Below are 26,514 nucleotides of genomic sequence, written 5' to 3'. Positions count from 1 at the left end.
CTCCACTCAGCGCTGGTTCTGGTCCACGCGTTCACGCTGCCGCCGGTAGGCCCTGATCGAAACCCAGGCAATCACGGCCGCTAGCGCGGCATAGACGGCGTAGTTGAGGTACTTGGAGTACTCCTCGATCAGCCGGTACTGCGCTCCGAGGAGCACACCGAGACCGATCAGCAGGGCATTCCAGAGCCCGCTCCCGGCAATCGTGAAGATGCTGAACGTGGCCAGGTTCATTTTCTCCGCACCCGCGGGCAGGGAAATCAGGCTGCGCACACCGGGCAGGAACCGGCCGAAGAACACCGCGGATTTGCCGTGGCGCTGGAACCAGTCGGCCGCCTTCTCGAAGTCCTCACGGTCCATCAGCGGAAGCCGGGACAGCCCGCGGATGGCCCGCTCCAGGCCAAGCTTCGCGCCAATCCAGTACAGCAGGAGCGCACCGGCGTAAGCGCCGAGCGTGCTGGTGACGAACACCAGGGCCAGGCTCATGCTCCCCTGCTTGGTGAGGAAGCCCGCCAGCGGCAGGATGACCTCGCTCGGGATGGGCGGGATGATGGTTTCGGCGAAGGTGAACAGTCCCACGCCCCACTCCCCGAGCGTGTCGATACCGCGGGCGGCGAAGCCGGCTATCCCCGTGAGCTCGTCAACGGCATTTGCGGGCATCATGGCCGGCCCCGCTTCAGGTCAGGTTCTTGCCTCACGGATGCATACCCCCCGTTGTCCGGACGCACCGTCAACACCGGCCACAGCGGGCAACGGGAGTCGACGGCCTCTCGCTGCCAGCCTAGCCGAAGGTTGCGGACTGCCGGGAAAGCGCCGCCGCTCAGCGGGCTGCGGGACGGATCCTCATGAAACCGAAGGCGGCGGAGAGCAGGAGCATCCCGCCGCCGATGGCCATCAGGTATCCGGCAAGGGGAACGGTCCCCGCCGCGGCCCTGCCGGAATCCGGCGGAGCGGCTGTCAATGTCCGCGCTGAGCGGGACGGCACCGGCGACGACACCCTCGCCGGAGTGGCAAAGCCGGCAGCTGACGGCGTACCGGCGGACGCTGAAGGGGCGGACGCTGACCCCAGAGTGGCCACGCTTTCCTGCGACGGCAGGTTTTCTGCGGCGGAACCGGGAACTGCGGGCTGGGTGTCTGCGGGACCGGACCCGCCCTGGGCTGGTCCGGGGCTGGCTGGCCCGGCAGGGGCAGTTGCCGAAGCTGTGGGTGCCGGGGAAGGCGGGCCGCCGGAAACGCAGAAGCCGCCCGCGGCAGCCGGAACCTGCTTGTCCGGGCAGGGTGCGGCACTTGCGGGCGCCGCGATACCCAGGAAGAAGGCGGCGACGACGGACAGCACCGCGAGGATGCAGAGAACCAGCCGACCGTTGCGCATGTCACCCTACGCTACCCGTTCCGGCAAAATCCGTCCTGCGGCCCGGCGGCCTGACCCTAGCGCCGGGCGGTGAAACGGGCGGGTGCGCCCCCGCCGTCGGCCAGGTCTGCAAGCACCCGGCCAACGGCCGGGGTGAACTTGAACCCGTGGCCGGAGAAGCCGGCCCCCACCACTACGGGACCGAAACGGTCCAGCACGAAGTCCTCGTTGGCGGTGCTGGTGTACGTGCAACTCATGGGAGCCGCTGACTCCGCATCCACGCCCGGCAGCCACTCCCGGACGTAGCGCACCAGCGCCTCCAGCTGGACAGGTTCGGGCGTGAAGCTGCGCCCGTCCGGGTCCGTCACCGGCCCCACGCCGTGCCAGCCTGCCTTGATGCCCTCGCCCGGGGTGAGCATGCCATAGACGGGGCCGTACCAGTACGCGTCGCGGGGGTCGTCCGGATCGGGGTTGTGGTTGAAGCTGGGCCAGGTCAGCGAGTCGTCCAAGGGCGTGAAGTGCGCCGGCTGCTCCTGCGTGACCACGAGCCTCGGGAGCGGGACCGTGCTCCCGAGAAGCTTGCTGGTCCATGCGCCGGCGGTGACCACCACACGGCGCGCGGTGATCTCGCCGGAGTCAATGACAACGACGGCGCGGTCGCCCTCAACGCGGATGTCGCGGGCCGGCGTCGAGTATTCAAAGCGGGCGCCGTGCGCCTCGGCGGCGTGGCGAAGCGCCAGCAGCGCGTCAGCGGCACGGACCCGTCCGGAGCCGGGCACCACCAGGACGTCACCCCTGAAGTTCATCCCCCGCCAGCGCTCTGCGGCCTCTGTTGCGGGAAGGAAGTGGCTCTCAATGCCGCGCTCGGCGTGTGACGACCGGACGTCCCGCAGCCGCCGGACGTTGCCGTGGTTCACCAGGCCCACGAGGTCCAGGAGCTGCATGCCCGTTGCACCCTCGAGCTCGTCCCAGAGATCCTTGGCCTCGGTGACCAGGTCCAGGTAATCGCCCTCGGCGTAGGCCATGTTGAAATTGCGGGTCGCGCCGTGGGAGGCGCCGATGTGATGCCCCTGTTCGAATTGCTCCAGGAGAACAACGGACCTGCCGCGGCGTGCAAGCTGCCACGCAGCAGCGGACCCCATCGCCCCTCCGCCGACCACGACGACGTCAACTTCCATCACAGCTCCACCCAACTCCGTCCCGCGGCCTCGTCAAGAGGCCTGTTGCCGGGACCTATTCTTCCGGGTTGCCCGTTTCACCCTGCGAAAGTTACGTCCTGGGTGTCTTCAACCGCAGCAGTGCGGCCTGGTGCCGTGTGGTACTTCCAGTAGAGGTTGGTGTGCGCGATGACCTTGTCCGGCGGCGGGGCGCCCCACTCGCTCTGGTCCTCGGTGGTGTGCGCATCACCAACGAGCGTCACGTCGTAGCCGCGGACGAAGGCGCCGTGGATCGTGGAGCGGATGCACTCGTCCGTCTGCGCGCCCGCCACCACCAGGCGCCCGACAGCCGCCGCGGCCAGGACATCTTCAAGGTCGGTGTCCTCGAAGGAGTCCGCGAACGACTTGTGCACCAGCGGTTCCGGTTCCTGGCGCGTCAGCTCCGGGACGTACTCCCAGGGTGCGCTTCCCTTTTCCAGTTGCTCATCCGAGTGCTGGATCCAGACGATCGGCACGCGTTCGCCGCGCGCTTTGGCCACGAGGGTGGCGATATTGGCGACGACGGCGTCGCGCTGGTAAGCATCGGCCACCACCCCGTTCTGGACGTCGATCACCAGCAAGGCGGTGTTGGGTCGATCCGACAGTGTGGTCATAACGAGCTCCTCAGTTTGTGCCGGGATGCGCGACGGCTCTGCAGTGGCAATCCGTTGCATGCATTTTACGTGGGCTTAACTTGATCGGTCTTGTGAGCCTACAAGGGGCCGCGACAGACTTGAAGGACTTGATGAACTGATCAATTGATCGTTCGACCAGACCAGCGGAGGTTGTTCGCAGAGATGCGTTCGGCCCGTTTCGCGGCGAAGCTGCCGGCGGGCCGGCTCCGCAGACCGGAAGGATTAGTTATGGCCGGGAAGTTCGAAGTTTTCGTTGATGCAGAGCTGCAATACCGGTTCCGGCTGACGACGCCGGAGGGAGCCGAACTGGCTGTGTCAGGCGCGTACCGCGACAAGCCGTCGGCAGTGGCGGCCATCGAGGCGGTCCGCGAATGCGCGGGAATGGGACTGATCAGCGACCTCTGCCCTGCCGGCAGTTCGGTCCAGGCACCCACCGAGGCACCGGCTGCTGCGACGCCTGCCCCGGCCCCGGCGGCCTGCGACACCCGGCGGTTCCCGGTTGACGGGTTCCGCAAACACGCCGCGGCCCGCCGTGCCCCGGCCGTGCCCCACTGGTCGGGGGCAGCCTGACGCCGGCGGGTAACGTGGTGGGCAGTAGAGGGAGCATGCTGCGACCTGCCGCGCGGAGGGATTCACATTGCCAGAAGATTCGAACACCGGAGCACCTGATCCGAGGGGCCGGCTGACGTCCCGGATCCTCCGAGGCGGCACCGAACCCGATCCGCGCTTTACCCTGGCGAACGAGCGGACGTTCCTGGCGTGGATCCGGACGTCGCTGGCACTGCTCGCCGGCGGCGTTGCGGTCGAAGCTTTCATGGCCGAGCTCCTGGGTCCCGAACTGCGCAAGACCATTTCGGTCCTGCTGCTCGTCCTGGCGTTGCTGATCGGGGGCGGCTCCTTCTTCCGGTGGGTGAACGTGGAACGCGCCATGCGGCGGAAAGCGCCTATGCCACTGCCGCTCATGGCGCCGGTGCTGGCAATCGGCGGGGCCCTAGTGGCGGCCATCATGGTGGTGTTCGTGATCGTCCGGCCGGCCTGAGCATGGCCACCCGAAGCGGTGCCGCCTGGCACGGCGATTCCGGCCTCCAGCCGGAACGCACCGATCTGGCCTGGAGCCGCACCACCTTGTCGATGGTGATCGCTGCGGCCGTTTTCCTGCGGTGGCTGCCCCACCACGGCTGGTTCGTCGGGACGCTCGTCGGCGGCGCCGTCGTCACCGCCCTGGCCATCAACCTCACCCAGAAACGCCGGTTCCACCGGGCCGTCCGGGGTATCAGGCAGGAAACCATGCCACCGCATATAGGTTCGACGGCGGCAGTGGCCGCGAGCGTCGTCGTCCTCGCCCTGCTGGGGATTTACACCGTACTGTTCCTCCCGCTGCAGCCGTGATCGGTGCGGGCGGTCAGAAAAGCGCCAGCTGGCCGTCTAGTGATCCGTCGGAGTCGGGCAGCGCCCCCTCGGCCGCGCTGAGTCCCACCATGTCCTTGACGTCCGGAAGCAGCTCGCCAATGCAGGTCTGACCCTCCAGCACCGGGATCACCGCCATGTTTGCACTGCCATCGATGCTTGAATCTGCCACTGGGTGAGTTTATTGCAGGGCACCGACGCTGACGGGGCGACACTCCAACGTGCACCCGGTGGGGCTCGAACCCACGACCCGAGGATTAAAAGTCCCCTGCTCTCCCAGCTGAGCTACGGGTGCGCCGTACCCCGCTCACGCCCGGCCCTCCATGGCGACGGCTGGTTGGCCGGAACTGTTGACCGGAGCAGCAGCGGGCCGCTTCGCGGTCGGTTCCGTGGCAACAGCAGGCCTGTGGACCCGTCGCCACGCCCAAGGCAGCAGGTACCTGCGGGCCCACACAAGGTCCTCGGCCCTGGCGCGGCGCCAGTCGCCCTGCGGCAGGTCCCCCGCCTGCAGAGGCTGCAGCGGGTGCCGCACCCCGAGCGCATCGAGCACCCTCCTCGCCACGGCATAGTGACCCAGCGGTGACAAGTGCAGCCTGTCCCGGTCCCACATCCGCGGGTCCCGGAGCTCCCGCAGGCCCCAGAGATCGGCGATCACGGCGTGATGCCGGGAGGCGATCTCCCGGATGTTTTCATTGAACACCGCAACCTTGCTCCGGTTGCGGCCGAGCACCGGCGTTGACCCCCAATCAGGCCCGGTGAAGAGCACCAGGGTGGCACCGGAAGAACTCAGCAGCGCCACGCCGTCGTCGAGCTTGTCCGCGAGCTTGTCCGGATCGCTGCCGTGGAAGACCATGTCGTTGCCTCCGGCGGAAAGCGTGATCAGATCCGGCTGCAGGACCAGCGCGGGGCCGGCCTGGCGGGCCAGGATCTGCTCCAGCAGCAGGCCGCGCACGGCCAGGTTGGCATACGCGAAGTCCGTATGCCCTGCGCTCAGCTCCTCTGCCACCCGGTCGGCCCAGCCGCGGACGCCGCCGGGACAGCGGGGGTCCGGATCCCCCACTCCTTCGGTGAAGGAGTCCCCCAGTGCCACGTACCGGCGCCACGGATGCCCGTCTGCGGCAGCCGGATATCCCGTGCTGCGCACACCACCTTGGGGCTGGCGGCCTGACAGGTCCTTGTCATTCGTTGTCACCACACACCTCCTTGTGGGAAGCCTGCGCCCTTTCTCTGATTAACCACGGAACCGGTCCACATGTTCCGAAAATCGGGCGGAATGCCGTGTTTGTGAAAGGAATGCCTGCTGCTCGCCGGGTGTTAAAAAGAATGTCCGTTGTTATCGGTGACAGCGGACTGACGGGAAGGTAATGAGCAGGAAAATCGAAACAGTCGAGGACGACGCCGGGAAGGTCATCAGCTACCACCGGCACCCCAACGGCGGCGGCCTGATCGGCCGTGGGGCCGAGGTGGACGAGTCATCCTTCATCAGTCCAACCGCCTACGTGGAAGCAGGCGCCCAGGTGGGGCCCGGGTGCCGGGTGGGCGGCGGCAGCTGGATCGACCGGCGTGCGCGGGTCGGCCACCGGGTGGTGATCGGTGATGCTGTGTACGTGGGGCAGGGAGCGGTGATCGGGCACCGGGCCCGGATCGGCAGCCACTCCAAGATCGGAGCGGGCGCCGTTATAGGTCACGGAGTCCGCCTTCACGGCGACAGCAAGGTCGCCCAGGGCAGCCGCCTCCCGGCCAGGACCAGGGCGTCGGCAAGCCCTCCGCCACCGTCCCTTACGGATGGTGACCGCCAGGCCGCGTGAAGCTTGCCGCCCTGCCGGTGGGCGTCCCTGTTCTGCACCCAAGCCAGGCAGGGCCCAAAGCCTCTCGTGGGCCGCGCCGGAGTGGGATTACGTTAAGGCATACCCACCGTTAGGTCATTGAAAGCGGGGACGCGTGATGGGTGGCGCAAGGGATCCTGATGGCGGATATGGCCGCGATGATCAACCTGACGAGGTTGTCCCCGACGGTGAGGACGCGGGCTACTTCGACGATACCGCTGCCCCGGAAGAAGCTCCCCTCCCCGAAGTTCCGGCGGCTATCATCCGGGAAACGGTGGTTGCCCGGCAAGAGGAACGGTTCGGCGGCATCAAGATCGGCGCGGCCTTCTTCGGCTGGCTGACTGCAACCGCAATGACCGTCCTGCTGGCGGCCTTGGCCATGGCGGCCACCCGGACAGGCCTGCTGACCGCCGCGGATACGGCCGCAGGTTACGGTCAGGCCTGGTCCTGGCCCGGGGGCGTCACCGGCGCTGCCTTGCTACTCCTGATCCCTCTCCTCGCCTACTTTTCGGGTGGCTATGTCGCGGGACGGATGGCACGGTTCAACGGCGTCGGCCAGGGACTGATGGTGTGGCTGTGGGCGGTCATTGTGGCTGCGGCAGCAGCCGTCGTCGCCATGGTGAGTGGCATTGTCGGCGGGGGCCAGTTGAATGTCCGGAACACGCTCAACGAATTGCTTCGCCTGCCCGTGAACGAGGGCCCGCCGGGCACTGGCAGCATTGTCGCGGCCATCGCCGTCGCCGCGTTAGCCCTGCTGGGCTCCGTCCTGGGCGGCATGGTAGGAGTTCACTACCACCGGAAAGTGGACCGGGTGGGATTCACTCCGACGGAAAACTACTACCAGCCTTAGTCCGGGCTCAGGCCTGGACGGAAGCTGCGAAGCGTTCGCCGTTGAAGTATTCCAGCTGCCAGCCGTCAACGGCGTGGTGATGGGCGAGGTTGAGCACGGCGTTGTCGACGCTTTGCAGCGTGCGGCCGATGGCACGGCTAAGGCTCACGCGGATGAGCGTGCCGTGGGCGACCACCAGGACGCGGCGTCCGCGAAACTCTTCGGCCAGTGCTTCCAGCGCGGCCAACCCGCGGGAGGCTGCCTGGTCTTCGCTTTCCGCGCCGCGGAAACCGCCGGGGATGCGCAGGGCTTCAAGTTCGGGACCGGCCTGCAGGCCCTCCGCCTGCCCGAAGCTGCGCTCGGTGAGTTCCGGCACGTGCCGGGCCACGCTGAGGCCCAGCCCGTCGGCAATCAGGCTGGCGGTTTCCGCGGCACGGCTCAGCGGCGAGGATACGATCGCGTCCCACTCGTGGCCGGACAGGGCGGCGGCGGCGTCGCGCGCCTGTCCGCGGCCGACGTCGTTGAGCGGAATGTCCGTGGATCCCTGCAGCCTGCGCTGCGCATTCCAGTCAGTCTGGCCATGGCGGACAAGGGCGAAGGTCGTAAGGGTCATGCCTTCCATTGTGCCTTGACCCGTTGGCATTATCGTTGGAGACCATCTATCCGACGCAGGAGGGGCGATGGCACGCATCTTTATCACTGGCTCAACCGACGGACTTGGACGGTCTGCCGCGCAGTCCCTCCTCGACAAGGGCCACCACGTCATCGTGCACGCACGGAACGTCCAACGGCTGGCCGTGATACGGGATCTCCTCGCCCTCGGCGCCGTCGGCGATCTGTCAGACATCGAGCAAACACGCGACCTCGCCCGCCAAGTGAACCGGAGCGGGCCGGTGGACGCGGTGATTCATAACGCGGGCGTGCTCCACGGCCCGCACATCTTCCAGGTCAACGTCGTCGCCCCATATCTTCTGACCGCCCTCATCCATCGCCCTCGCCGGCTGATCTACCTCAGCAGCGGCATGCATCGCGGCGGCCGCGCCTCCCTTGCCGCCATCGGTGAGGGTGTGCATCCCCAAAGCGTCTCCTATTCCGACAGCAAGCTCTACATCACCACCCTTGCCGCAGCCATTGCCCGGCTGTGGCCGGACGTTCTGACCAACTCAGTGGACCCCGGCTGGGTCCCCACCAGAATGGGCGGCGCCGGCGCTCCGGACGACCTGCGGCTCGGTCACCTCACCCAGGAATGGCTTGCCACCAGCGACGACCCGGAGGCAGTCACGAGCGGCGGCTACTGGCACCATCAGCACAGGGAAAAGGCACACCCCTCCGCCAACGATCAACGGTTTCAGGCTGAGCTTCTCAACCTCCTCGCCCGACTCACCGGGGAGAGCCTTACCTAGGGTCCCCGCACCGCGGGCTCAGACGGAAAACTGGTTCGACCGGAGTCCTTCCGGGAATCAGCCCGCGCTCTGCCGGCGCACGATCTCGTTGATCCAGGCCGGGGCGAACGGGGACGTGCAGTTCGGCGGCGTCGGGTAGTCCTTGAGCACCTCGAGCCGTTCGCCGATCTCGATCGCCCGGGCACGGTACGCGGCATGGTGGATCCCGATCTGCGCCAGGCAGGTGTTCATCGCCCATTGCAGTCGGTCGGGTGCCTCCTTCATCTGCGCCTCGACGGTGTCGAGGAGACCCGGCAGGTCGAGCCCCTCAGGGTTCTTTGCGACCCGCTCGCTGGTCAGCGCCCAGCCTGCGCCGGCCACCACCGGGTCTGAATCCGCAGTCCAGGCAACGCGCAGTTCCTCGGCGTGCGGGCTCCGCTTGACCACGTAATTCACCAGCCAGTCCTGCACCTTGGGCGCCCGCGACTGGCGCAGCATGGCATCCAGTTCCCCTCGTTCGAACTCCTTGGGCCGGCAGATCAACAACCCGAGCAGCCGGGCCGCGGTGTCTTCCGTCGCCCACAGCTCGCGGGCAAGGGCCTGCTGGGTCTTCAGCCGCTTGGCGATGGCGCGCAGCCTGGAGAGGTTCACGCCGTGATCATCGCCGTGCTTCTCGTTGACTAAGCGCATCCTTGGGTCTTCGAGCTCGGCCAGTTCGGCTTTCAACTCGGCAACTGTCGTCTCGGACATTCCAACCTCCCGGTCATTCACCCGCTGGGCCCCAGCCTACGGCCCAACGACGAAAGGGGCGGCCGGAATCCGGCCGCCCCTCCGAATTACGACGCGTCGTCGACTGAAATCACGATCTTGCCGCGGGTGTGCCCTTCCATGTTGAGGCGGAAGGCATCTGCCGACTGCGCCAACGGGAAGGTTTGTGCCACTTCAACCCGGAGCTTGCGCTCATCGACCAGGTCGGCGAGTTCCTGCAGCTCGGCGCCTACGGGATTTACCCACATCCAGGTACCGCCATGCTGCTCGACCTCGCTGTCCGCGATGGAGGCGTGCCTGGCACCATCAGCCAGGACTGCCAGCGTGGATTCAAGGTTGCCGCCCACGAAGTCCGCGACGACGTCGACGCCTTCAGGGCGCAGGGCGCGGACCCGTTCCGCTAGTCCTTCGCCGTAGCTGACGGGCTCGGCACCGAGCGACCGGATGAAGTCATGATTCTTTTCTGATGCGGTTGCAATCACCTTGGCGCCGAGCGCCGCGGCAATCTGGATACCCAAGGACCCGACGCCGCCCGCGCCGCCATGGATCAACACGGTCTCCCCCGCCTTGAGGTCCAGGCGGTTCAGGACCTGATATGCCGTCAGGCCGGCCAACGGAAGTCCTGCGGCCTCGTTCCATGTCAGGGATGCGGGCTTGCGGGCCAGGAGCCGTTCCGGCAACGCGATGTATTCTGCGAAACTACCGCCGTGGACATAGTCCTTGCGGCCATAGGAAATGACTTCATCGCCTGGCCTGAAATGCGGGGCGTCAATGCCGGCCGACTCGACCACCCCAGCCACGTCCCATCCGGGAATGGCCGGGAATTGCAGGTCCATGGCGGGGTCCAAGTAGCCGGCCATGATCTTCCAGTCGACGGGATTCACCGCTGCCGCCTTGACCTTGACCAGGACCATCCCCGGCCCGACCTTGGGTAGCGGCTGCTCCGTCGGCTCAAGGACGTCCGGACTTCCGTATTCGCTGTAAGTAATTGCCTTCATGAACGCCTCAACGGATACTTTCCGGACACTATTCCGGACCTACCCGGCAGGCCTCGACTGTTCCGCGTATGCGTTTGCCTGGCCGCGCACCTGGCGGACGTAGGATTCGGATTGATTGTAGGAGAGCACCGCAGCGGTCCAGCCCCGGGCGGTGGTGAGGTCACGGCCGCCTTCACACAGGTACGTAGCGGCACTGAGTGCGGCGTCGTCGATGTTCAACGGGTCGGCGACGCCGTCGCCATTCCCGTCCCGCCCGGCCTGTTCCCAGGTGGAGGGGATGAACTGCATGGGTCCGACAGCGCGGTCCCAGAGGGCATCGCCGTCGAGCACGCCGTCGTCCGTGTCCGGGATCGCGGCGAAACTGTCGCCGTCGAGGCTGGGCCCGATAATTGGTCCGCTCACCTGCCCGGTGCTCGACAGGCTGCCGCCTCCGTGGCTCCCGTGCGCGGACTCTACGAAACCGATGGCAGCCACCGTATTCCATCCGATCCGGCACACAGGCGTGGCCGCGTTGGCGAGCTCGGCCGCAGCTGCATAGGCCTGGAGTGCCCGGGCCGGTATGCCTGTCTGCGTCGCGGTCTGCCCGAGCCATTCCGCGTCCATCGTGCTGTCAGTAATATCCACGGCGCGGGCGCTGAAGCCCTGCAGCGTCGCAAGTTTCGCGCCAGATTGCGGCGGTGCCGACTGGCTCCAGGACCCAGCCGCGCCGGACGGACCGAGCACCCAGAACATGAGCCCGGTGATGACGCAGGTCGCGACAAGGCAGAAGACGGCAAGGCGTTTCAGGCGGAGCATGGACTCGGGGGTTCTCCCTTCCGGTGTGTTTTGATCAGCCGGAAGCAACTTACACCATCTTCCGGTTGTTCAATTCTTGGCACCAAAAAAGCCCCGGACCCAATGGTCCGGGGCTTAGGCGCCTGCTACCGCTCGATGCTGACGGCGAGATCCAGGTGAATGCCGCTGTCGGCCACAAGGCGGTCCTGGAGGTAACGGGCCAGGCTCGAATCGGTGGCGGTGTGAACGCTATTCGCCACCGCCCCCCGCAGGAGGGCCTGCGTATCCGTGGACTTAACCACGTCGAGCGGTGCCCAACCACGATGGCTGGAGGTAAGTCGCTCAATATCCGTGCGGAAAGAGCGCTTGTGGTCCTCGCGGACAGTGGCACGGACAGTGAACGGGATGAAGGCAGTAGGCAAAAGAGGTCCTCTCAAGAGGCAACCGGTGATCGGCGCCCCGAAGACTACAAGTCGCATCGGGGCCCCTGTTATTCCCCCGAAACAGCCGACGAGTCCGACGTCACGGCCGGCGGGGAAAGCGGCCGTACCGCAGAATGACCGTCCGGTTTCCGCGCTGCACCTCGGATCAAAGCGGACTGGAGTGCTGCGGAGGCGGTCGCCTGATCCGGTCCGCCGGGGGCCGGGTCAAGGTTGTTGAAGCTGTAGAGGTGGATGCCGGCAAAGATCCCCGCCGGGCTTTCCAGCCCGGCCACCAGGCTCTCCGGCGAGTAGCGGTCGCCGCTCAGGAGCTTGCGCGCCAGCGGCCCCTTGCGGCTGAGGAACTTCAGGGAACTTCCGACGCCGATCTGCGTCGCCAGCGAGACCAGCTTGGTCCGCGGGACGGTCCCGGCCACGCCGGCCCAGACGGGCAGCTGCACCCCTTCGCGGCGCAGGAGGGCCGCGAAGTCAAGGATTTTCGGCGCAGAGAAGCACATTTGCGTGACAACGTTCGATGCGAGGTGCTGCTTGGCCAGCAGGGCGTCCAGCAGGTCCACCGGCCCCACCGAGGGGTGGCCTTCCGGGTAACCGGCAACTCCTGCCCGCATCCTGCCGCCGGTGTACTGCGCGATGTCTTCCAGCAGGGGAAGGGAGGACGCGTACGGGCCTGCGGGCTGCTTCCGGTCTCCGCCGATCACAAACACTTCGTTGATGCCGGAGACATCGCAGTCACGCAGGATTCCGGTGAGTTCGGACCGGCCGGGCACGCTCCGCGCCGCGAGATGCGGAATGACAGAATAACCGAGCACGCCCAGCTGCACGGCGGCACGCATGGTCCGCTCAATGCCGTGGTGGGGCAGGCACGTCACGGTGAGCGTCGTGGTCAAAGGCACGTGCGCCTTGACCTGCTCAACGATTCCCTCTGAAGGGATGATTTCGATCCTGGTGGGGAACATCATTGGTCCTCTCTGGCGGTCAAATGGTTCTCAGGAGTGTGCTGCGATGAGCGAGCTGGCTTCCTGGCGGGTGCTGCCGGAGGACTCGATGTGCGCGAGTTCGGCCGGGATGTCCCAGCCCTTCTTGCGCATCGCGGTGGCCCAGAGCCGGCCGGCACGGTAGGAGGAGCGCACCAGCGGTCCGGACATCACGCCGAGGAAACCGATCTCTTCGGCCTCCGTGGCGAGGTCGACGAATTCCTGCGGCTTGACCCAGCGGTCTACCGGCAGGTGGCGTTCGGACGGGCGCAGGTACTGGGTGATCGTGATCAGGTCGCAGCCGGCCTCGTGCAGGTCGCGCAGGGCCTCGGAGATTTCCTCGCGGGTTTCTCCCATGCCCAGGATCAGGTTGGATTTGGTGACCATGCCCAGGTTCCGGCCCTGCGTGATGACGTCCAGGGACCGGTCGTAGCGGAACGCGGGGCGGATGCGCTTGAAGATCCGCGGGACGGTCTCGACGTTGTGCGCGAAGACCTCGGGCTTGGAGTCGCAGATCGCGGCGATGTGTTCGGGTTTGCCGGAGAAGTCCGGGATCAGGAGTTCGACGCCGGTGCCCGGGTTCAGTTCGTGGATCTTGCGGACCGTCTCGGCGTAGAGCCAGACGCCCTCGTCGGCGAGGTCGTCCCGGGCCACGCCGGTCACGGTGGCGTAGCGCAGCTGCATGGCCTGGACCGAGCGGGCCACCTTGGTGGGCTCAAACATGTCCACCGGTGAAGGCTTGCCGGTATCGATCTGGCAGAAATCGCAGCGCCGGGTGCATTCGGAGCCGCCGATCAAAAAAGTGGCTTCCTTGTCTTCCCAGCATTCGAAGATGTTCGGGCAGCCGGCCTCTTCACAGACGGTGTGCAGGCCTTCCTTCTTCACCAGGTTCTTGAGCTGGACGAACTCCGGGCCCATCTGGACCTTGGCCTTGATCCACTCCGGCTTACGCTCCACCGGAGTAGCCGCATTGCGCTGCTCAATACGCAGCATCTTCCGGCCTTCTGGTGCCAGTGTCATGGTTCTCTTTCCTTTGTGCGTGCGCCGGTAGTCCGGCAAAATTTTGGTGCGGGAGGGGTTGCTGGAGCCGTCCCGGTCGGGCTAGGGGGTCAGCATTCGACGACGTTGACGGCGAGGCCGCCCATGGCGGTTTCCTTGTACTTGGAGGACATGTCCCTGCCGGTCTCGCGCATGGTCACGATCACCTCGTCCAGGGACACCCGGTGCGTGCCGTCGCCCCAGAGCGCCATCTTCGCGGCATTGATGGCCTTCGCCGCCGCGATCGCGTTCCGCTCGATACAGGGGATCTGCACCAGCCCGCCGATCGGATCACACGTCAGCCCCAGGTTGTGCTCCATCGCTATCTCCGCCGCGTTCTCCACCTGCTGCGGCGTCCCGCCCATCACCTCGGCCAGGCCCGCGGCGGCCATCGACGACGCCGAACCCACCTCACCCTGGCAGCCCACCTCCGCCCCCGAAATGGACGCCTGTTCCTTGTAGAGCACCCCGACCGCACCGGCAGCGAGCAGGAACTTCACCACCACATCATCCCGGTCCTGCCGGCTGGCCCGGTCCATGCCCGGTGCGAAATGCAACGCGTAATACAACACCGCCGGGATGATCCCGGCCGCCCCGTTCGTCGGCGCCGTGACCACCCTGCCGCCGGACGCGTTCTCCTCGTTCACCGCCAACGCGATCAGGTTCACCCACTCCTGCCAGTACTTCGGATCCCGGTACTCCGGGTCCTGGCCCCGGTTCTCCTTCAGCAAACGCTCGTGCCAGTCCGGCGCACGACGGCGGACCTTCAGCCCGCCGGGCAGCAGCCCCTCACGCTTCAGGGACACCGCCACGCACTCCTCCATCACCGAGTAAATGTGCAGCAACCCCTCCCGGATCTCCGCCTCGGACCGGGAGGCGCGTTCGTTGACGAACATGATCTCCCCAATGGACAGGCCCTTGGACTGGCACCGGCCCAGCAGCTCCGCCGCAGTCCGGAACGGCAGCGGCAACTCCTTCTTCGACTCCTCCAGCTCCTGCTGCGCAGCGTCCTCCTCGCCCTCACGGACAATAAACCCCCCGCCCACCGAGAAGAACGTCGCCGCATGCAGCACCTCCCCGCCAGCATCCGTGACAGTGAAAGTCATCCCGTTCGTGTGCCGCGGCAGGATGGTCAACGGCCGCAACACCATATCCTTCACCCCGTACGGCAGGACCACCCCGGCACCATCAACAGCACCGGCCAGCCGCAGCATCCCGGACTCCGCGATCGCCGCCAGCCGCTCCTCCACCTCGGCCGGGAGGATCTTCTCCGGATGGAACCCCTCCAGCCCCAGCAGGATCGCCGTCATCGTCCCGTGACCGTGCCCCGTCGCGGCGAGCGAACCATACAAATCCACCCGCAGCCCGGCCACCCTCTCCAGGGCACCGGAAGCCTTCAGCTCCTCGGCGAACACCGCCGCAGCCCGCATCGGACCCACCGTATGCGAACTCGAAGGCCCAATCCCGATGGAAAAAAGATCAAAGACACCAACAGCCATGGCCGGGTTCCTTAGCTGCCCAGGCGCTGCGGGGCGGACTGGGGACGCGCACTGGGGCGGCAGGACACGCAGATGCGGCGGCCTGCAAAGGTGGAAGAGGACGGCTGAATCGTCACGAGAGGAACTCCATAATTCAGGTGGCGCAGGGCGCCACGTTGATTCGGGTTCCTCCCCGCTCTGTATTTGACCTGAGAGTTTCCGCGGACCCTGCTGTTACAGCGTGCCGCTTGCACCGTCGGTGAGCCCGGGGACCGGACTACTTTCCAGAGTTGCCTCGCCGCGGCGGTACGTGGGCCTGAGAGATTCCTGGGGAGGATTTGCTCCTACGGCGCCTGCTGAACGTACCGGCAGGACTCTCCCGCCGCAGATCAAAAGCGTGTATCACTTGTCGGTGACACGGCTCACACATTATCTGTTGCCGGGGCCGCTCGCAACAGAGTCACGTCATATGGGTCATTCGTGCCGCTGACGGGAGGGATCCGTCGGTGGCCGAGGCACCGCTTGCTAGGCTGGAACCATGAAATCCCGCCTCGCCGCCCTGTCCGCTGCTGCCCTCATCGTTGTACTGACCGGCTGCGGGCAGGTCCAGGACGCAGCCGAAAAGGCCGTGAGCGACGGCGCCTCCCAAGTTGCCACAGCAGCCGCCGACCAGGTCAAGGGACAGGTGTGCGCGCTCGTGGAGGACGGGCTTGTCAGCGTCAAGGACAAGGAACTGCTGGGCGGCCTCGTGGCCGGGGCCGACACCGCCGGCGTGCCGGCCGAGATCACCACTCCGCTACGCCAGATCGCCGAGGCGGGCGATCAGGTTCCCGCCGAGTCCGTCACCGCGCTCAAGGATGCCTGCACCGCCTAAGCCCTAGCGCTTGCCCTTCTTGCGCGATCCCTTGCCGCGGCCCTTGTCCGGATTGGGAGCGTATCGCTGGGCCACCTTGGGTTTTTTGACGCCGGTTCCCCGCCGGTCCGGTTTCGGTTCCTTCTTGGGCGGCTCCACCTTCGCCGACGGCTGGCGGGAGCTCTGGGCGGTCCGTCCGCGGACAATCCCGATGAACTCCTCGATCACTTCATCCATTGCCTGGTCCGCCGCCTCATCCCCGGCCTCACGCGTCGCTTCACGCGTGGCCTCATTGGGCCAGGCAAGGGCGATCTGTGTGGTGGGTGCGCCGGTGAGCTTCCGCGCCACCGTGTCCTTGACGTTGAAGTGGCGGGCGACGGACATCGGCAGGATCACGAGCCCGGCACCCGAGGCAACCACCTGCAAAGCAACTTCCGGGCCGCCGAGCTCCGCCACATCCAGAAAGGTCTCTGCGGCAAGGTCCGCCAGCGCCACCTCTTCGAACACCGAAATCTCATGTCCCTTGGGAGCAACCACCACCGGCTGCTCCTCATACAGGGGAATCACGTTCAGGCCCTCACGCTCCACCGGCAGGCGGACGAAACTGAGGTCGGCGGAACCGTCACGGAGGACCAAAAGCTGGGCGCCGTCGTCGGACATAAAGGACTGCAACGGAACATCCGGCATCCGCTCTTCCCAGCGCCTGATCCACTTCCCCGGCGTTACTCCGGCAACGTAGGCGAAGCGCAGCACGCGCCCTTCCGGTTCAGCGGGTGCGGATGCTTGCGGGGATTCTTCTTCAGCGGACACACGTTCACAGTACCGCCAGAGCTGCGGGAGAGCCCTGCTGGTGCTGTTTGGTGCTGCTCTGGTGCCTTGTAGGCGGTCCGCCGGATACCCTTGAAGTATGACCTCTGCAAACTCCCAGTCCATGAAGCCGGCCACCGTTGCCAAGAAGCTTGGCATCTACCTGCCCGCAACACCCCAGGAGTTCCAGGATTCGGTTATCACCCGCGCCGATTTCGCCGAGCTCCAGGCCAACCCGCCGGAGTGGCTGGCCGAGCTCCGCCGCAACGGCCCGCACCCCCGCCCGGTGGTGGCGCAGAAACTGAACGTTTCCATCAGCGGCCTGGCCCGCGGCGGCGTCGAGGAAGCACTGACCTCGGCGGAGATCACCGCGCTGCTGCAGGCTCCCCCGGCTTGGCTGGTGGCCGAACGCTCCACGCACGCTGCAGTCCGCGCCGAAGCACAGCGCGTCAAGGACGAGGCCGCCAAGAAGGACGCCAAGAAAGCCCGTGCCAAGGCCGAGTAAGGCCCTGACGGCTTAATGTACGGGACGAAGGTCGTCCGGATCGCCTCGGTGGAACATTCGCCGGGGCGCCACGCCTTCGAAAAGGACCCACACCGTGGAGGCATCTTCGGTCATGGCGTCAACAATTCCCGACGCCGTGACGCGGTTGCCCCGCACAATCGCCACCTTGTCGCCGGGACGCAGTTCCGACCAGTCGGTTTCCTGCCGCAAGGGTTCACCGGCCGGGTCTGCCGCCTGGTGCCCGTGCGGAATCTGCGGACCTGCACCGAACAGCCATGCGGAGACATCACTGCGCAGCACGAGATGCGGTCCGCCCGTTGCACTCACGCTTCCCGTGGGCACGTAATAGCCACGGCCCGCCCCTGACCCGCCGGCGGCCCTGTCCAGGGCATCGACAAGGCGCCTGGTGAGGTGGCCCTGGGGACCAATCTCCCGGAGCTCGTCGAGCTCTTCCGGGGAGAGCCGTCCCAGCACAGCAGCTATATCGGCCATGATGGATCCCTTCTAGCGGATGGTGCCTGAAGAACCACGCTAGAACCCCGCCATTAACGGCGCGTGAAATCGGGACGGCGAACAGAAAACAAGTTCCGCGGGGGACGAACAGCGCCGGCCTGGCGTTAAACGATCAACTGCCGGCCCCCTTCGCTACACCAACTATCCGCCCCAAGGAAATGAGCCACCCCCTGTTAATCGTCCTCACCGGAATTGACGGTGCCGGAAAGACCACCGCCGCACGCGCAGCCGTGGAAGCCGCCCGCCTGGCCGGCGGCAAAGCCCTGTTGCTGCGCAACCATGCCGGCCGCCGCAACATGACGCAGTGGTCGGAGCGCTCCGGAATTCACCTCAACCGCCGCGTGGCGGATGCACTGGAGACCGGGATCCGGACGATCAACGTTCTGGTGTCCCACGCCCGCGCGCGCAACTTTTCAGGCCTGGTGGTCATGGACCGTCACCTGTACTGCCAGCTTGCCCTGCGCAGCGTCCGGGGCCTCCCGCCCGGCCGGTTGCTCCGCTGGCTGCTGCGCCACCTTCCCGCACCGGACCTGGTGATCCACTTCGACGTTAGTCCGGAGCAGGCCCTAAAACGCATCCTCCTGCGGGGAACGGACACCGAAACACTCGAGGAATTGAGGGCCCTCGGCGAGGCGTACCGCGCCCTTCCTGAGTTCGCCGGATTCGTCCGCATCGACGCCGGCGGGGCGCAGGACGAGGTGCTGGCTGCGCTCACCGACACAATCAACGGCGCAGCCGGCCGCCCAGCCACAGGGGCTGGACGGATCAGCGCGAAATAATCGACGTCACTGCGCTGACGAAGGGAGGCAAGGCAACCACCGCAGCCAGGCCCAGAGCCGCGCGGCCGCCCCAGGACGGCGCTGTTGCCCGCCGCAGGGCACGCGCGGACCGGACTTTATCCGGACCCGTTTGCAGAGGTTCCCGCCCGGCGCGGCCAAAATGCGCGAGCCACAAGCACAGCATGACAACCAGCGCACCGATGCCGAGCAGGATGCCGGCGGGCGGGAAGAGGATGGCTCCGACGAGCGGGAGGTAGTACTTCCAGTCCCGGCCGGTCGGAAGGGGAAGACGCTGGCTGAACGCGCCGGCCACGGCGGCCACCACAGCGCCGTGCAGGACGGCCAGCGCGGAAAAGAGGATAACGGAAAGCCAACCGGGCCCCACAATCGCGAAGTCGATGTTCTCAGCCCGAAGCGGGTCCACGGAGGCGCCGAAGACCAGGAGGAGCAGCACCCCCAGCGTGGGGCCTGCCCAGCGGCCGGCGGGGAGCCAGCGGCGGATGAACAGGTAGATGAACGCGGCGGCGAAACCTGCCGGAAGTCCGCCAAAGAACAGCAGGGCAATGCTGCCCTCAATGGTGGGAAATCCCACGTTGGCCTGGGCCTCGGTCAGTCGACCCTGGGCCGACGCCGGCGAGGTGGCGGCCAGTATGCGCATCGCCAGCCTGCCGCCGGCCCACGCGACCAGGATCCCGGATGCGAGGGCGGCCGCCGTTGCCACGTTGGCCCACCAGAGGTAGAGCCGCAAGGGGGAAACCGGGGCGCCAGGGTCGGCGGGCCTCCGGACGAGGTGCCCGCCCCAGACGATGACCATGATGACGGCAACCAGCAGGAATAGAGTGCAAACAACCACGATGGCCAGCGCCACGGTTCATCACCACCAATGTTTGGTTGATTCATTCTGTTCCCGCCTCGGGTTGTTGAACAGAGGCCCTCACCTGCCGGACGGGCTATCCGGCGTCATCGCGTTCAGGACAAGCCCGTGACGGCCAGTTTCCGAACAAAGGCCGCGCCGCCCTCCACGCACACTTCGGTGCCCAGGCTTCCGGACATCGGGAAGACCAGATCGCTCAGGACGACCCTGCCGCCTTGGGCAAAGACCTCCACCGAGCACTGGTCGACGATTACGCGGAGCCTTAGCACGCCGGCTTCGAGCTTCACCGGTGCCGACTCGGCAGACGCGAACTTTCCGTGGAAGGCGGTGTTTCCGGAGTTGCGGCGATCCAGGGTGAGCAGGCCCGTCACGGCATCGAAGCTGAGAACCGTTGCGGCGCTCCCGCCGGATGCGCCGAGAAGCCGGAAAACAACGGTCCGGGCCGTGCCGGGCAAGATCTCGGCGTCGATCAGCTGGGCTGATCCGGGCATTGCGTCGGGCAGTTGCAGCAGGGAGTCGTGAAGCTCCACGTCCTGGATGGCGCAGGCCGGCTCGCCGCTGTCCAATGGCAGTACCGGGCGCTGCACCAGGCGGGGCAAACCGTCCACCGTCGCGAGCTCGATCTCGCGGGCAAGCGACATCCCGGAACGCCATGGAGACGTGGGCAAGAAGTTGGCGTAGTCCCAGTTGTTCATCCAGCCGATCATGATACGGCGGTTCTCCGGGGCATTGCTGAAGGAGACGGCGGCGTAGTAGTCACGTCCCCAGTCGAGCCACAGACAGCGGCTGAGATCAGTGGTCCCGTCGGCATCGGCTGGAACGAGTGAATCAGGGTCGGCAGTGAACTTCACCCCGTCGAAGTCGCCGACGAAGTACTGCCCTCCCGAGCCGCCGGCCACGGCACCCGGATTGACATTGACTACGAGGACCCACTTGACGTTGTCCGGGTCTCTGTCGACGGGGAGCGGGAACAGGTCGGGGCACTCCCATTCGCCTCCCGTCGCGTTTGCAGGGCCGAAGGTGCTCAGGTGTTCCCAATCCTTGAGGTCGGCCGAGCGGTACAGCACAACCTGCTGGCGCCGGGCCTCCACCGCCACCATGACCCAGCAGGAACCGGCAGCTCCCTCGTAGCGGAATACTTTGGGATCCCGGAAATGGGCCGAGTCGCGGCCAAGCACCGGATTGCCTGCGTACTTGTTCCACGTCATGCCGGCGTCCGTGGAGAACGCGAGAGACTGGGCTTGTGTCCCTTGGTGCACCGAGCCTTCCTTGAAGGCGCTCGTGTAGATGGCCACCAGGGCAGGGTCTTCCACTGTGCCGAATCCCGACGTATTGCCGTGGTCCACCACGATGCTGCCGGAAAAGACGTCTTCTTCCTCGTCGCAGGCGATGGCAACCGGGTGTTCGGTCCAGTGCAGAAGGTCGGTTGAGGTGGCGTGCCCCCAGGACATGTTGCCCCAGACGTTGTCGAAGGGGTTGTTTTGGTAGAAGAGATGGTAGACGCCCTGGTGCCACACGAGTCCGTTGGGGTCGTTCAGCCAGGTGTTCTTGGCTGTGTAGTGAAGTACCGGCCGGAAGTCGGCGGCGGTGTCTTCGGCGGGGGCGGCAGGGTGCATTGTTGTTTCAGTCATCGGAGTTCCTTCGGGACGTCCGGGCCAGTTCCTGCGAGCGGATCAGTTCTGCCCGTGTCGGCGGGTTCGCCCCGTGCCGTCCGACCGTTATGGCCGCAGCGAGCGAGGCGGCTGTTCCGACGCGCGTGAGTTTGCCGTAGCCGAAATCGTCCTCCGGGTCCTCGATGAGGCCAGCGATAAGCGAGGACATGTAGGAGTCGCCCGCGCCGACAGTATCTTTGACGACCACTGGCGGTGCCGGCACTTCGATCTCGGCGGCATTTGACCGCAGATAGGACCCGGATGCGCCATCCGTGATGATTGCCAGTTCCGTCCCGAGATCGAGCAGCCGCCGCGCGACGCCGTGAGGAGGCGTGCGCGGGTAGAGCCACTGGGCATCCTCCGCACTGAGCTTCACCACGGTAGCGAGGGCAACTGTGTGTTCGAAGGTCCTGAGCGCTTCAGCGTGGCTGTGGAGCAGTGTGGGGCGGATGTTGGGGTCGTACGTGATCAAGCAGCGGCGGGAGAAGAGTTCCAGCAAGGATCGGACCCGGGTTGCTCCGGGCTCCATGAAGGCGGCCAGTGAGCCCGTGTGCAGCACCTTCGGGAGGAAAGTAGGGCTGATTTGGGGGAGGTTCCATTCGAAGTCGAATTCGTATTCTGCGGAACCGTTGCTGTCCAGCAGCGCCCTGGCCGTGGATGTGCGGTTGAGGTGTTCGGCTCCCGGAAGCAGGCGTACTCCCGCGGTGTCCAGGTGTCGTTGGATGCTCCTGCTGCGTTCATCGCTGCCCAGTGCGGTGAGAAATGCGGTGCTGACGCCCAGGCGGCCGAGTCCGTACGCGACGTTCATCCCTGATCCGCCTGGGAATTCGACGGGCCCTCCCGCGGTATCAATGATGTCGATTATCGCCTCGCCGACGACGACGACATCTGTTTCAGGGCAGGGGGGAACTGGGGAGCTGTGCATTCGAGGTCCTTAGAAGGTTGGGCGCGTCTAGTGGACGCGCTCGAGGTCAGGTGTTGGCGCGTGGAGGTGAGTCCGGTGCTGCTCTGGTCGAGGCGCCCTTATGTTCGGGGGAGGCGACGGAATCGCGCAAAACCATGGGACAGGGCAAGACAGTCGGATGAGCGGCGAACAGCCGCAGGTCAGTTTTTCCCTCAATGGCGTCGATCAGGTTGTCGGTTGCCCACGCGCCCATTTCGTAGTGGGGCAGGGCGACCGTTGTCAGTGCGGGGTAGAGGTTTTCCGCGATGAGTTGTTGGTTGTCGAAACCGACGAAAGAAATGTCGTCCGGAATGCTAAGACCAAGTTCCCCGGCGGCCCGGTACGCGCCCATGGCCATGCGGTCGTTGTAGCAGAATACGGCCGTGGGCCGGTCCTCCTGCTTCAAGAGGCGGAGGGCCGCCTCGTAGCCGCCGCGCACCTCCGAATGCTCGGACTGGACCAGTTCTTCGTGGAACGTCAGCCCTGCGTCTGCCAGCGTGTCCTTGAAGGCCGTCAGCCGGGAGTGAGTTGCCGGCACGTCGTCGGTGTTATTGAGCATGCCGATCCGGGTGTGCCCGGCGTCGATCAGGGTCTGCACGGCCGACCTTGCGCCGCCCACTTCGTCGGGGATGACGGCGGAAACAGTGTGGCTGATGTCTTCAGAGTCCACCAGGACGGCCGGCAGTCCGGCCAGGTTCTTGGGGACAGCCAGCTCCCGGTGATACATCGTGGCGTACAGGATGCCGTCCACCTGCCGGTCCAGCAGATCCGCCACCTGGCTTTCCTTGGAATCCTGGGAACTGGTGCTGGTGGAGTTGATGATCATGATGCGGTAGCCGCGGGCCCGCGCCGTTTCCTCGGCCCCGAGGATGATCCTGCCTGCGTGCGGGGTGGTGGCGATTTCCTCGCTGATGAACCCGATCATCCCTGAGCGTTGAGTGCGCAGGGCCTGGGCGAGCCGGTTGGGCCCGTAACCCAGCCGTTGGGCCGCTTCGTGGACCCGTTCCCTCGTTCCTGCGCCCACTCGGGCGTACGCGACATCATTGAGGACGTGGGAGACGGTCGTGACAGAGACCCCGGCCGCGGCCGCCACGTCCTTGATACCGACTGATCTATTGGTCATTTGGTCTCCCACGTCCTTATGTTGTTGCTGATTCTACGTGCGGCTCAACAAGTGCGTGGGCTGCCTGGAAACCGACGGTGGGCGTGGCCCTCAAGGCGTTAACGGCCCTGTCTGCGATGACCTGGGCGTCACTTCCGGAATCCAGGATCGTATTCCGGGCCGATTCGGAATCGACCATGACGGCCGTAACGGCGAGGCCGTCCGAAGCCTCGGTCGTCAACAGAGCGTCCACCTGGGCCGAGAAGCAGGAGTCACTTGCCTTTGATCGAACGTCCATCGCCACCACGTGGTTGTTGGAGACGAAGTTGCCAACCCCCGCCATCAGCCGGATGATGACGGGCGTCGCTCCTTCCGGCTGGATGCTGGGTGAATCGATGATCTCGGAGAAGTGGTTGCCGATAACAGAGTTATTGCTGCCGCTGACAGAGAGCAGTCCGTAGAGGTCGTTCAGTCCGTTGTCGACTCCAAGGAACGGCGTCCACGGTTCATGGTCACGCAGGAAGTGGTTCGTGGCCACGAGGTTTTCCGAACTGTTCTCCGCAAGGATCAGCATCCCGGGGTAGAACGAATGCAAACGGTTATTGGTGACGCTTGAACGCGTGACGCCTACGAAATGGATGCTGCTTGCGCCACGGGGGAAGACGTTGTTCGCAGTTACCAGGAGGCCGCCGTGGTTCTCGGCGTAGATTGAGTGACCTTTGAAGCCTGCTCCGACCAGGTTGTCGGTGATCTTCGATGCCTGCCCCCACCCGCGCAGCTCGATGCAACTGCCGCATTCAGCGATGAAGTTGTCGTGAATGGAAAGTGCGTCCGCGTTGTAGATGGTGAGGGCGTTCTCAAGGTAGACAAACCCCATGCCGGTTATGCGGAAAGAGTCATTGGCGTTCGCAACATAGATACCGGTCTTGCCGTTGACGTAGGTGTTTTCCGGATGCGACCCCGAGCCATCCGGGTCGAAGTGCAAGCCGTCGATGCAGAAGTTGGAGAACTCCACCGAGCTGATCCGCGGGCTCCCGCTCCGCTCAACGTAGAAAGCGGCTCCCTTGGATTCCTCCCCGTCTCCACCTTCGTCTCCGCCGGGCGGAATGTCGACGATAATCCGGCTCCCACCGGGCCACAGCTCATGGAGCCCGGGCCATTCGTCTTCCGGAACATTGAACCGGATGCTGGACGACGTAAAGCCGTGTCCCGAGCCATGGATCCTGAGGAAGCTGATGTCGATCAAAACCTGCGTACGAAGGTGGTAGTCCCCCGGCGGAATGTAGATCACCGCGCCCGGCTTTCCTCCATTGTTCGCATCGGTGACCGTCTGCCGGTCCTTGATGTCAGCGATGATGCTGTTGATGACTTCACCGACGTCCTCGGACGGATTGCCGACGGGCCACGTGGTCACGTCGTAGTAGTTGTTGCTTGACACAGGTTCTTCCCTTTGTGTTGTGGTGTCTCAGCCCTTGACGGCGCCGAGCGTCATGCCTGCGACGATCTTGCGCTGCAAGAGGAGTGTGAGAAGGATGACCGGGATCGAGTAGACGGCGGCCAGCGCCGTCATGGATCCCCAGTCCAGGCCGAACTGGGTCTGGAAGTTCGCGATGACCACCGGCGTGGTCTGGGAGCGGATCGCCGTCATGAGGAGGGCGAAGAGGAACTCGTTCCAGGAGGCCAGGAAGGCGAAGATCGCGGTGACTGCGATGCCGCCGGAGACCACCGGGATGACCACCCTCCACAGGGCGCCGAGCCTGCTGCAGCCATCCACAGTGGCCGCTTCCTCCAGGTCCTTGGGCACGGCTTCGAAGAAGCTGGACATCAGCCAGATGGACAGCGGCAGCGAGATGGTGGTGTGGGCGATGGAGAGGGCAATCGGGGTGTCCGAAAGTCCCACGGAGGACATCATCGATGCCAACGGAATGCCGATGGCTACCGGCGGCACCATGCGGGTGACCAGTGCGGCCATGATGAACACCCGGCCGCTCGGTGTCTTGTAGCGGGTGATCCCATACGCCGCGGGAACCGCCAGGATCAAGGACAGCAGGGTGCTGATGATGGCGGTCTGTGCGCTGTTAATGAACGACGCCAGCACTCCACTGCGGCCCAAGGCGTTGGCGTAGTTCTCCAGCGTCCATTCCCTGGGGAGAATGGTGGGCGGAACGGCGATGGTGTCGATCGGGGTCTTGAAGGATGTGAACAGCAGGTACAGGAACGGGAATCCGTACAGCACCAGGGCTCCTGCCAGCAGGATCCAGAGAATGATCCGGGTGCTCCGCTTTCCAGCCTCGAGACCTTCGGCGTGGTGCCGGCGGGGGCGGCGGCCGTTGCCTGCCGCCGTCGTCGGAGCCTTCTGGCTGTTGTTCTGTGCGGGAGGCACGACGCCGGCGGGCCGGGGACGGTAGGCCACCTCCCCGGCGGCGTTTCCGCCGGTTGTTCCTCCGCCAGTGGGGCGCGTCTCGGCGATGCTCATCAGTTGTCCTTTCCTGGCCGCCAGATGGTGGTCACCGCGAAGAAAGCGACGGCGAGCATCGCCAGCAGGTAGATGGTTCCCATGGCACTGGCCAGGCCCGGATCGCCGAAGCGGATCATAGTCCGGTAGATCAGCAGGCTCATGGTTTCCGAAGCGGACTGGGGGCCGCCGTTGGTTTGGATCAGAATGGTGTCAAAGGCCCTGGCGGCATCGATTCCGCGCACCACCAGCGCCACGGCGATGACCGGCCGGAGCAGCGGCAGGATGATCCGGAACAGCAGCGCGGGGGCCTTGGCGCCGTCGAGGCGGGCAGCCTCAATGAGGTCGCCCGGGATGTTCTGGAGTCCGGCGAACAGCACCAGGCACATGAAGGACGTGGTGAGCCAGATATCGGGAACAGCCACGGAGAACAAGACGATGTCCGGGTTGGAGAGCCAGCCGATCTGGTTGGGGTCTTGCAGGATGCCGGCTTGGTGAAGGAGGGTGCCGATCAGGCCGAAGTTGTCAATCATTAGGAACTTCCACAGCAGCCCGGCGACGATCGGCGCGATCATCAGCGGGTACAGGAAGACGGTCCGCCAGATCTGGGACTTCCTGCCCAAAGTGGTGAACAGGAGCGCCATGCCCAGGCCAAGGGCGAACTCGAGGGTCACCACCACCACGGTGTAGGCGAGGGTCCGCCAGCCGGCCCCGATGAAGTCCTCGGACGCGAAGGCCCGCACGTAGTTGTCCAGACCGACGAAGTCGCGGGGACCGCCGACGATTGGGGAAATTTTGAAGAAGCTGTCCGCGATGAGGCGGAACAGCGGGTAGGCGACAAAAACTGCCAGGAACAAGGCCGCCGGGGTCATCAGATACAGGGCGAAGCGGCGATCATTGATACGCACGGGATACTCTTCCGCTGGTTGGGTCCGCGG

Annotated in this window: 32 protein-coding genes, 1 tRNA gene and 1 riboswitch; of the genes, 9 read left to right on the top strand and 24 right to left on the bottom strand. The window is 65.7% G+C overall.

All coding sequences use genetic code 11. From position 1 onward, the window contains the following. Positions 1–6: 6 nt before the first annotated feature. The 4 genes from ARTH_RS00430 to ARTH_RS00415 form a co-directional block, all read right to left on the bottom strand. Positions 7–660: a DedA family protein gene (locus tag ARTH_RS00430; protein WP_011689950.1), complete on the bottom strand. Its 654-nt coding sequence runs from the start codon at positions 658–660 to the stop codon at positions 7–9. A 157-nt stretch (positions 661–817) separates the two neighbouring features. Beyond that, positions 818–1,369: a hypothetical protein gene (locus tag ARTH_RS23010; RefSeq protein WP_011689949.1), complete on the bottom strand. Its 552-nt coding sequence runs from the start codon at positions 1,367–1,369 to the stop codon at positions 818–820. A 56-nt stretch (positions 1,370–1,425) separates the two neighbouring features. Next, positions 1,426–2,526, bottom strand: coding sequence for an FAD-dependent oxidoreductase (locus ARTH_RS00420; RefSeq protein ID WP_011689948.1), 1,101 nt, complete (start codon positions 2,524–2,526; stop codon positions 1,426–1,428). A gap of 77 nt (positions 2,527–2,603) precedes the next feature. Continuing rightward, positions 2,604–3,158: a cysteine hydrolase family protein gene (locus ARTH_RS00415; protein WP_011689947.1), complete on the bottom strand. Its 555-nt coding sequence runs from the start codon at positions 3,156–3,158 to the stop codon at positions 2,604–2,606. A 249-nt stretch (positions 3,159–3,407) separates the two neighbouring features. Here ARTH_RS00415 and ARTH_RS00410 point away from each other — a divergent pair, with 249 nt between their 5' ends. The 3 genes from ARTH_RS00410 (at position 3,408) to ARTH_RS00400 (ending at position 4,568) form a co-directional block, all read left to right on the top strand. Then, on the top strand, positions 3,408–3,749 hold the full coding sequence (locus tag ARTH_RS00410) for a YegP family protein (RefSeq protein ID WP_043429195.1): 342 nt from the start codon (positions 3,408–3,410) through the stop codon (positions 3,747–3,749). 67 nt (positions 3,750–3,816) lie between these two features. Next, positions 3,817–4,218 (top strand): YidH family protein, encoded by a 402-nt coding sequence (locus ARTH_RS00405; protein WP_011689945.1) that lies wholly within the window; start codon positions 3,817–3,819, stop codon positions 4,216–4,218. Positions 4,219–4,220: 2 nt separating this feature from the next. Beyond that, positions 4,221–4,568: a DUF202 domain-containing protein gene (locus ARTH_RS00400; RefSeq protein WP_011689944.1), complete on the top strand. Its 348-nt coding sequence runs from the start codon at positions 4,221–4,223 to the stop codon at positions 4,566–4,568. 13 nt (positions 4,569–4,581) lie between these two features. On the opposite strand, the gene ARTH_RS23710 is transcribed toward ARTH_RS00400, so the two are convergent. The 3 genes from ARTH_RS23710 to ARTH_RS00390 all read right to left on the bottom strand — a co-directional run bounded on the left by ARTH_RS23710 (position 4,582) and on the right by ARTH_RS00390 (position 5,778). After that, positions 4,582–4,758, bottom strand: coding sequence for a hypothetical protein (locus ARTH_RS23710; protein ID WP_156810593.1), 177 nt, complete (start codon positions 4,756–4,758; stop codon positions 4,582–4,584). Positions 4,759–4,808: 50 nt separating this feature from the next. Next, positions 4,809–4,881 (bottom strand) — tRNA-Lys (locus ARTH_RS00395). A 12-nt stretch (positions 4,882–4,893) separates the two neighbouring features. Then, positions 4,894–5,778 carry an SGNH/GDSL hydrolase family protein gene (locus ARTH_RS00390; RefSeq protein ID WP_011689943.1) on the bottom strand — a complete coding sequence of 295 codons (885 nt, stop codon included), beginning with the start codon at positions 5,776–5,778 and terminating at the stop codon, positions 4,894–4,896. 172 nt (positions 5,779–5,950) lie between these two features. On the opposite strand from ARTH_RS00390, the gene ARTH_RS00385 reads away from it, so the two are divergent. Together ARTH_RS00385 and ARTH_RS00380 are read left to right on the top strand one after the other, a co-directional pair. Beyond that, positions 5,951–6,394 carry a DapH/DapD/GlmU-related protein gene (locus ARTH_RS00385; RefSeq protein ID WP_011689942.1) on the top strand — a complete coding sequence of 148 codons (444 nt, stop codon included), beginning with the start codon at positions 5,951–5,953 and terminating at the stop codon, positions 6,392–6,394. 136 nt (positions 6,395–6,530) lie between these two features. After that, complete coding sequence (locus tag ARTH_RS00380; protein WP_011689941.1) at positions 6,531–7,262, top strand: hypothetical protein; 732 nt, start codon at positions 6,531–6,533, stop codon at positions 7,260–7,262. Positions 7,263–7,269: 7 nt separating this feature from the next. Here ARTH_RS00380 and ARTH_RS00375 read toward each other — a convergent pair whose 3' ends face one another. Further along, positions 7,270–7,863, bottom strand: coding sequence for a histidine phosphatase family protein (locus ARTH_RS00375; RefSeq protein ID WP_011689940.1), 594 nt, complete (start codon positions 7,861–7,863; stop codon positions 7,270–7,272). A 58-nt stretch (positions 7,864–7,921) separates the two neighbouring features. Here ARTH_RS00375 and ARTH_RS00370 point away from each other — a divergent pair, with 58 nt between their 5' ends. Beyond that, entirely contained in the window at positions 7,922–8,644 is a 723-nt protein-coding gene (locus tag ARTH_RS00370) for an SDR family NAD(P)-dependent oxidoreductase (RefSeq protein ID WP_011689939.1), read from the top strand. Positions 8,645–8,701: 57 nt separating this feature from the next. On the opposite strand, the gene ARTH_RS00365 is transcribed toward ARTH_RS00370, so the two are convergent. The 7 genes from ARTH_RS00365 to ARTH_RS00335 form a co-directional block, all read right to left on the bottom strand. Then, a complete protein-coding gene (locus ARTH_RS00365; RefSeq protein WP_011689938.1) occupies positions 8,702–9,373 on the bottom strand; it encodes a DNA alkylation repair protein in 672 nt (223 codons plus the stop codon). Between the two features lie 86 nt (positions 9,374–9,459). Next, on the bottom strand, positions 9,460–10,389 hold the full coding sequence (locus ARTH_RS00360) for an NADP-dependent oxidoreductase (protein WP_011689937.1): 930 nt from the start codon (positions 10,387–10,389) through the stop codon (positions 9,460–9,462). A gap of 39 nt (positions 10,390–10,428) precedes the next feature. Further along, positions 10,429–11,184 carry a lytic transglycosylase domain-containing protein gene (locus ARTH_RS00355; RefSeq protein WP_043429188.1) on the bottom strand — a complete coding sequence of 252 codons (756 nt, stop codon included), beginning with the start codon at positions 11,182–11,184 and terminating at the stop codon, positions 10,429–10,431. 125 nt (positions 11,185–11,309) lie between these two features. Further along, positions 11,310–11,585 (bottom strand): hypothetical protein, encoded by a 276-nt coding sequence (locus ARTH_RS00350; protein WP_043429185.1) that lies wholly within the window; start codon positions 11,583–11,585, stop codon positions 11,310–11,312. Between the two features lie 68 nt (positions 11,586–11,653). Further along, positions 11,654–12,562 (bottom strand): methylenetetrahydrofolate reductase, encoded by a 909-nt coding sequence (locus ARTH_RS00345; protein ID WP_011689934.1) that lies wholly within the window; start codon positions 12,560–12,562, stop codon positions 11,654–11,656. Between the two features lie 27 nt (positions 12,563–12,589). Continuing rightward, a complete protein-coding gene (lipA, locus tag ARTH_RS00340; RefSeq protein ID WP_011689933.1) occupies positions 12,590–13,597 on the bottom strand; it encodes a lipoyl synthase in 1,008 nt (335 codons plus the stop codon). A gap of 89 nt (positions 13,598–13,686) precedes the next feature. Next, on the bottom strand, positions 13,687–15,114 hold the full coding sequence (locus ARTH_RS00335) for an L-serine ammonia-lyase (RefSeq protein WP_011689932.1): 1,428 nt from the start codon (positions 15,112–15,114) through the stop codon (positions 13,687–13,689). A 273-nt stretch (positions 15,115–15,387) separates the two neighbouring features. Continuing rightward, positions 15,388–15,485: riboswitch (glycine riboswitch) on the bottom strand. A 146-nt stretch (positions 15,486–15,631) separates the two neighbouring features. Between ARTH_RS00335 and ARTH_RS00330 the strand changes: the two genes are divergently transcribed. Further along, positions 15,632–15,967, top strand: a complete 336-nt coding sequence (locus ARTH_RS00330; protein WP_011689931.1) for a hypothetical protein — start codon at positions 15,632–15,634, stop codon at positions 15,965–15,967. Between the two features lie 3 nt (positions 15,968–15,970). On the opposite strand, the gene ARTH_RS00325 is transcribed toward ARTH_RS00330, so the two are convergent. Next, complete coding sequence (locus tag ARTH_RS00325) at positions 15,971–16,756, bottom strand: LysR family transcriptional regulator substrate-binding protein (protein WP_011689930.1); 786 nt, start codon at positions 16,754–16,756, stop codon at positions 15,971–15,973. A 97-nt stretch (positions 16,757–16,853) separates the two neighbouring features. Between ARTH_RS00325 and ARTH_RS00320 the strand changes: the two genes are divergently transcribed. Next, positions 16,854–17,258: a DUF5997 family protein gene (locus tag ARTH_RS00320; protein WP_011689929.1), complete on the top strand. Its 405-nt coding sequence runs from the start codon at positions 16,854–16,856 to the stop codon at positions 17,256–17,258. Positions 17,259–17,270: 12 nt separating this feature from the next. On the opposite strand, the gene ARTH_RS24160 is transcribed toward ARTH_RS00320, so the two are convergent. Further along, positions 17,271–17,750, bottom strand: a complete 480-nt coding sequence (locus ARTH_RS24160) for a hypothetical protein (protein WP_011689928.1) — start codon at positions 17,748–17,750, stop codon at positions 17,271–17,273. Between the two features lie 179 nt (positions 17,751–17,929). On the opposite strand from ARTH_RS24160, the gene ARTH_RS00305 reads away from it, so the two are divergent. Beyond that, positions 17,930–18,550: an AAA family ATPase gene (locus ARTH_RS00305; RefSeq protein ID WP_011689927.1), complete on the top strand. Its 621-nt coding sequence runs from the start codon at positions 17,930–17,932 to the stop codon at positions 18,548–18,550. Here ARTH_RS00305 and ARTH_RS00300 read toward each other — a convergent pair. The 7 genes from ARTH_RS00300 to ARTH_RS00270 form a co-directional block, all read right to left on the bottom strand. After that, a complete protein-coding gene (locus ARTH_RS00300; RefSeq protein WP_011689926.1) occupies positions 18,537–19,418 on the bottom strand; it encodes a hypothetical protein in 882 nt (293 codons plus the stop codon). The genes ARTH_RS00305 and ARTH_RS00300 overlap by 14 nt on opposite strands. Positions 19,419–19,519: 101 nt before the next feature. Next, complete coding sequence (locus ARTH_RS00295) at positions 19,520–21,055, bottom strand: glycoside hydrolase family 32 protein (RefSeq protein ID WP_011689925.1); 1,536 nt, start codon at positions 21,053–21,055, stop codon at positions 19,520–19,522. Next, positions 21,048–22,001, bottom strand: coding sequence for a carbohydrate kinase family protein (locus ARTH_RS00290; protein WP_011689924.1), 954 nt, complete (start codon positions 21,999–22,001; stop codon positions 21,048–21,050). The genes ARTH_RS00295 and ARTH_RS00290 overlap by 8 nt, the downstream gene beginning before the upstream one ends. A 46-nt stretch (positions 22,002–22,047) precedes the next feature. Continuing rightward, entirely contained in the window at positions 22,048–23,142 is a 1,095-nt protein-coding gene (locus ARTH_RS00285) for a LacI family DNA-binding transcriptional regulator (RefSeq protein ID WP_011689923.1), read from the bottom strand. Between the two features lie 16 nt (positions 23,143–23,158). Beyond that, complete coding sequence (locus ARTH_RS00280; protein ID WP_011689922.1) at positions 23,159–24,559, bottom strand: NosD domain-containing protein; 1,401 nt, start codon at positions 24,557–24,559, stop codon at positions 23,159–23,161. A gap of 27 nt (positions 24,560–24,586) precedes the next feature. Continuing rightward, positions 24,587–25,504, bottom strand: coding sequence for a carbohydrate ABC transporter permease (locus tag ARTH_RS00275; RefSeq protein WP_011689921.1), 918 nt, complete (start codon positions 25,502–25,504; stop codon positions 24,587–24,589). 92 nt (positions 25,505–25,596) lie between these two features. Then, on the bottom strand, positions 25,597–26,484 hold the full coding sequence (locus ARTH_RS00270; RefSeq protein ID WP_011689920.1) for a carbohydrate ABC transporter permease: 888 nt from the start codon (positions 26,482–26,484) through the stop codon (positions 25,597–25,599). Positions 26,485–26,514 lie beyond the last annotated feature (30 nt).

It is taken from the genome of Arthrobacter sp. FB24, assembly GCF_000196235.1.
GTDB lineage: Bacteria > Actinomycetota > Actinomycetes > Actinomycetales > Micrococcaceae > Arthrobacter.
The sequence above is the reverse complement of the archived record's forward strand: the minus strand, read 5'-3'. Positions and strand labels throughout refer to the sequence as shown.

What these genes read in the sequence shown, in the direction of transcription:
- ARTH_RS00365 (WP_011689938.1), bottom strand. Translation starts at nt 9,373, where the DNA reads ATGTCCGAGACGACAGTTGCCGAGTTGAAAGCCGAACTGGCCGAGCTC.
- ARTH_RS00305 (WP_011689927.1), top strand. Translation starts at nt 17,930, where the DNA reads ATGAGCCACCCCCTGTTAATCGTCCTCACCGGAATTGACGGTGCCGGA.
- ARTH_RS00345 (WP_011689934.1), bottom strand. Translation starts at nt 12,562, where the DNA reads ATGATGTTCCCCACCAGGATCGAAATCATCCCTTCAGAGGGAATCGTT.
- ARTH_RS00420 (WP_011689948.1), bottom strand. Translation starts at nt 2,526, where the DNA reads ATGGAAGTTGACGTCGTCGTGGTCGGCGGAGGGGCGATGGGGTCCGCT.
- ARTH_RS00385 (WP_011689942.1), top strand. Translation starts at nt 5,951, where the DNA reads ATGAGCAGGAAAATCGAAACAGTCGAGGACGACGCCGGGAAGGTCATC.
- ARTH_RS00330 (WP_011689931.1), top strand. Translation starts at nt 15,632, where the DNA reads ATGAAATCCCGCCTCGCCGCCCTGTCCGCTGCTGCCCTCATCGTTGTA.
- ARTH_RS00410 (WP_043429195.1), top strand. Translation starts at nt 3,408, where the DNA reads ATGGCCGGGAAGTTCGAAGTTTTCGTTGATGCAGAGCTGCAATACCGG.
- ARTH_RS23010 (WP_011689949.1), bottom strand. Translation starts at nt 1,369, where the DNA reads ATGCGCAACGGTCGGCTGGTTCTCTGCATCCTCGCGGTGCTGTCCGTC.
- ARTH_RS00400 (WP_011689944.1), top strand. Translation starts at nt 4,221, where the DNA reads ATGGCCACCCGAAGCGGTGCCGCCTGGCACGGCGATTCCGGCCTCCAG.
- ARTH_RS00375 (WP_011689940.1), bottom strand. Translation starts at nt 7,863, where the DNA reads ATGGAAGGCATGACCCTTACGACCTTCGCCCTTGTCCGCCATGGCCAG.
- ARTH_RS00415 (WP_011689947.1), bottom strand. Translation starts at nt 3,158, where the DNA reads ATGACCACACTGTCGGATCGACCCAACACCGCCTTGCTGGTGATCGAC.
- ARTH_RS00290 (WP_011689924.1), bottom strand. Translation starts at nt 22,001, where the DNA reads ATGCACAGCTCCCCAGTTCCCCCCTGCCCTGAAACAGATGTCGTCGTC.
- ARTH_RS00335 (WP_011689932.1), bottom strand. Translation starts at nt 15,114, where the DNA reads ATGGCTGTTGGTGTCTTTGATCTTTTTTCCATCGGGATTGGGCCTTCG.
- lipA (WP_011689933.1), bottom strand. Translation starts at nt 13,597, where the DNA reads ATGACACTGGCACCAGAAGGCCGGAAGATGCTGCGTATTGAGCAGCGC.
- ARTH_RS00320 (WP_011689929.1), top strand. Translation starts at nt 16,854, where the DNA reads ATGACCTCTGCAAACTCCCAGTCCATGAAGCCGGCCACCGTTGCCAAG.
- ARTH_RS00295 (WP_011689925.1), bottom strand. Translation starts at nt 21,055, where the DNA reads ATGACTGAAACAACAATGCACCCTGCCGCCCCCGCCGAAGACACCGCC.
- ARTH_RS00285 (WP_011689923.1), bottom strand. Translation starts at nt 23,142, where the DNA reads ATGACCAATAGATCAGTCGGTATCAAGGACGTGGCGGCCGCGGCCGGG.
- ARTH_RS24160 (WP_011689928.1), bottom strand. Translation starts at nt 17,750, where the DNA reads ATGGCCGATATAGCTGCTGTGCTGGGACGGCTCTCCCCGGAAGAGCTC.
- ARTH_RS00355 (WP_043429188.1), bottom strand. Translation starts at nt 11,184, where the DNA reads ATGCTCCGCCTGAAACGCCTTGCCGTCTTCTGCCTTGTCGCGACCTGC.
- ARTH_RS00380 (WP_011689941.1), top strand. Translation starts at nt 6,531, where the DNA reads ATGGGTGGCGCAAGGGATCCTGATGGCGGATATGGCCGCGATGATCAA.
- ARTH_RS00360 (WP_011689937.1), bottom strand. Translation starts at nt 10,389, where the DNA reads ATGAAGGCAATTACTTACAGCGAATACGGAAGTCCGGACGTCCTTGAG.
- ARTH_RS00370 (WP_011689939.1), top strand. Translation starts at nt 7,922, where the DNA reads ATGGCACGCATCTTTATCACTGGCTCAACCGACGGACTTGGACGGTCT.
- ARTH_RS00430 (WP_011689950.1), bottom strand. Translation starts at nt 660, where the DNA reads ATGATGCCCGCAAATGCCGTTGACGAGCTCACGGGGATAGCCGGCTTC.